We start from the raw sequence: 4,079 nt of genomic DNA on the forward strand, positions 1-4,079 counted from the left end.
CGTGCGTGTGTGCGTGTGTGCGCGTGTGTGCGGTGTGTCCGTAGCCATTTTGGCTCAAGCCTGCCGGGGGGCACTTGGGAATGGCTACGGCGGCGCTGACGGAGGCCGAGTCGGCGGCCGCTGGCGGTGCCGGGGCCCCCGCGAGCCGGGGGCGCCAGAGCCGTACAGTCTGGAGGAGGTCCCAGCGGCGGGCTACTCGCGACTCTTGCCGTGCGCAGCTGGAGCGGTGCACTGCCGAGCTGACCCTCCTCCGGACGGTACTGTCCTCTGCTGGCGCCGCGGGGGATGGTGTCGGTGAGCTCGGGCGGCGCTTGCAGCTGGTGGCTCCCGTCCTGGAGGCACGCGTCCGAGGGACGGCACCTTGCGGCCTTGCGCGGCAGCGCCGGAATGCTGCCACCCACAACTTCGACGTCGACGCCCAGTGGATCGCAAGGGCCTCCGGCACCCAGCTGAATCACCTGCAGCGGAGCGGCCGTGGCGAGACGGGTCGCGACTCTGCCGCTGCGCCCGGTGCCGCCGGTGCCGCGGGACAACGAGTGGGACGCCGACGTGGACACCGACCTCGCGAACTTCCACTCGCTGCCCTCCTACCTGCTGCTGGACCCGCGGCGGGCGCAGCTTCTGCTGCCTGGCTTGCGCACCTCGCCGAAGGAACAGAACCACATGCGGACCCGAGGAGCGACCCAGGACAGCGACCAGGACTGCGACCCGGAGGAGGGCTTCGGGAAGCTCTTCGATGCAGTGAAGAAGTTAGAGAGGAGAGCGTCTCGGACGACTCTGAGCTGGACGAGCTTCGTCAGCGGATTGCCTTGGCACAGGAAGCGGCTGAGGTTCGTGCTGCCCATGAGGTGGTGGCACGCATCCGGGCGGCAGAGGGCCGGCAGGCCGAGAACGCCGACCTGACTTCCGAGGTCCTGGTCCTTCGACTTGACTGGGCGCCTCCGCGGGTTGCACAGCGAGCGGCCTCCTTCCTTGACGGGTGCACGCTGGCTGCGATCACTGTTGTCAGCCGTGAGTGGTCCGGGTTGTTTCGTGCACAGCCGGCGGCGTCAGCAGGCACGGTGGCTGCCTGCCGCCCGGGATTGCAGGACGGACACGGAGCTTCGGAACTCGCCGGCCCTGGTGACCGCGTCCTGCGGTTGGACTCGGCCCATGGAGTTCTGCAGGTGATCCAGATTCCTCGGAATGCGCTGGGGTGGGACTGGCGGCGCGTCTGCTCCATGTGGCTCCCGTATGCTTCGCAGGCTGACATCCATGAGCCTTATCTGGCGGCGCCATGGCAACGCGAGCCGTTGGTCCATTTGGTGGACGTGCTGTTGGGAGCTGGCGTGCACCGCGTCCGCATCTTCACCACCGGGCGTGCTGGCGACGGCGGGCATGACGCCACCGAGGACACGCGGCAGGGGTTGGAGGCTCTCAGTGCCAACTACCGGCTGCGAGGTTGCCGGGTGAGTTTCGAGCTCTGCAGCTTTCATCGGAGGCGGATCGTTTTACGGTACCCAGGGCGTGATACTGCCATTGAGGTTGGGCTGGATTGAGGACTGCATGCATGGCGCAGACCCCACAACGAAGCTGGGAGAATCTCGTTGGCGGGACGGCGCACGCAGGACCAGCAGGTCATCATTCGGCGCGTCCTGGCTGAAAGCAGCGAGGCTCCTCCTTGTCACCTCCTGCCGGGCCCCGTGCCCTCGGTCGACCGAGCTCGGCGTGTGCTGCACGATATCCAGCGGTTGCGGGTGCAGCAGGCCGCTGGCATCCCCTTGAGGCCGGAACAAGAGCGGAAGGTGCAGCGCGAGGGAGCCCTGCGGCTCGCTCTGGCCGAACGCCAGGCAGGGATGAGGCAGATCGGGCACGCCTATATCGACTGGCAGTGCTCCAACCCGCTTTGCTCGAGGCTGAACCCTGCTTGCTGTGGACGCTGCCTGAATCGGCAATGCGCAAGGGGAGCTCCGCCTTCCTTGGATCCCTGGCTGCAGCAGCTCTGGCGCCGTTCAGTGGCCAAACGCTGGCTGTGGGGCGCGAGGACCATCCAGCGCAGATGGCGCCGTGAGCTGCGGCGACGACGTGGCCGGGACCTTGCGGCCGCGCGGATCCAGATTGCTGCTCTCCGGTGGCAGATTGCGCGGCTGCACAGGCGGGGAGGGCATGGTAATGGTCACCTTCGGCAGCGCGGACCAGGCGGTGTACCTGGAGTACGCCAGGGGGTGCACCACGGCTACCGGAGAGGAGACGTTGTTGACGAAGCCCGCGGCGCACGATTACGGGGAGGTTCCAGCCGAGCAGATCCGATGCTCCTGGCGCCGGTCGGCGGCGCCGCATCTTCTCCTGCTGCTCATCATCGACCTCCCGCCAACGCTCGCCGGGAACCTGGGGGCGCTCAGCCCGCCGATGGTCTCCTTCGTGGTCGGCTCAGTCCTGCGGCTTGTGCATCGGCTTTACCGCGGACTCCGGGCAGTACTGCTTGCGCCTCGGCTTTGTCGCGGACTCAAGGCAATACTGCTTGTGCATTGGCTGTGCCGCGGACTTTTCCCACCTCCTGGGGACTCTCTGTGGGACCTTCCAATGACGATGATGCGGATGAGCATTGCCGCCGTCACCATCACCAGCATGATCCTTTGCATAGGGTCCAGGGCAGCCTATCTTGTGCCTCGGCTTCGTTGCAGTCCCAGGGCAATACTGCTTGTGCGTCGGCTCTGTCGCAGCCCCAGGGCGATGCTGCCTGTGCTTTGGCTTTGTCGCGGTCCCAGGGCAGTACTGCTAGTGCATCAGCTTTGTCGCGGACCCAGGACGATACTGCGCGTGCTTTGGGCCCTGCCCTCGCCGCTGCGAGGGATGCACCGCTTGGCGCGGCGGTGAACGACCCCTACTGGCAGAGCATCGGGGCCCCTTGGCCTGAGGACGAGGCATTCAGCATCTTGACCCAACCTCGGGCAGGCCTGCGGCGGCAGGCCCGACTTCGGGCACCGCTTCGGCACTCTGGCACTGACACTGCGGCGGGCGGGCCCGACCTCGGGCACCGTGCTCCTGGCGTGGCAGCGGGCGCGGTTGGTAATGAGGATGATGACGTTGTTGTTGGCGTGCCGGTGCCGGACGACGACGTTGGCTTCTGAATTAGCGTGCATGGCCGCTTCGCGGCGTCCCGGTCGCTGCCGGAGGACAGTGTGAGCACTGCACAAGGGTGTTTTTTTGCCTACGCTCGCGTGTGTGCAAAAAAGCATGTTGACCGTGATGTGTGGGAGGTGGGAGCTTCTGCAGCCTCGTATGACCCCAGTCTTGCGCGGCCGGCGACTGCAGTGGTGCCGAATCCACAGGTCGTTCGACGGTGGCCCTTGCAGTCGGTGGATTCTGGCGGACCAGGGGCAGGCATGATGCTCTCGGCTGCAGGTTCGCACGGAGCCGGCGCCTTCTCTCTTCGGGCACCCCTCATGCCTTGCTTGGGGAGCCGGCCTGTGCCTCCGCCGCCGCGGGTTGCCTTTCCTTTGCACGCCCCAGCTGCCAGTGTGACCGTACCTCCAGGTGCATTCCGCTTCTTCTTTGGATGGATCCCCTTAGAGGACGATGCGGGGTACACTTATTGGTGGAACACTCTCACCAATGAGACGACCTACCGATATCCAAGGCAACCTGCTGATGTTGGTTTGCATCGGTGAGTGCAGGAAGGCAGACACGTTGCACGGCTGGCTTGGGGGATCATGGGGATGGATGCTTGGTTGTGGTTCTGGCTTGCTGGCTTTGCTCGCACACAACAATGCATTTCTTGTTTGGTTCATCGGGCGAGTTAATGCATCCAGCTTTGGCCGGGCAGTTGGGTGCTTCGATTTCTGTTTCAGGATGAGCAAAGTGGCGAAGCGCAGGTGTGACAGCCCTTGGATCCCATCGAAGTGATTATGAACACCGTCCGCTGATTTATTGCGTGCGGTTGTGGGGGGTTTCGTGCATGATAGTAATCGTCTCCTTTGTTCGAGTTAGTTCGGATGAGCAACTGTATAGGTTTGGTGCTGCCTAATTGTTTTATGACCATTGGTTGCTGTTTGGGGGGCGATTGCATGGTCTTGGGTGGTCGGTGTTGCCCTTGTTGC

General features: G+C 64.6%; 1 protein-coding gene. It reads left to right on the plus strand.

The window, feature by feature from the left end; translation table 11 throughout:
- Nucleotides 1–549: 549 nt before the first annotated feature.
- The gene (locus ABWQ00_RS15630) at nt 550–903 is read left to right on the plus strand and encodes a hypothetical protein (protein WP_353239580.1); all 354 of its coding nucleotides are present in this window, start codon (nt 550–552) and stop codon (nt 901–903) included.
- Nucleotides 904–4,079 lie beyond the last annotated feature (3,176 nt).

Source organism: Limnohabitans sp. (assembly GCF_040400975.1).
Classification (GTDB): domain Bacteria; phylum Pseudomonadota; class Gammaproteobacteria; order Burkholderiales; family Burkholderiaceae_C; genus Limnohabitans_A.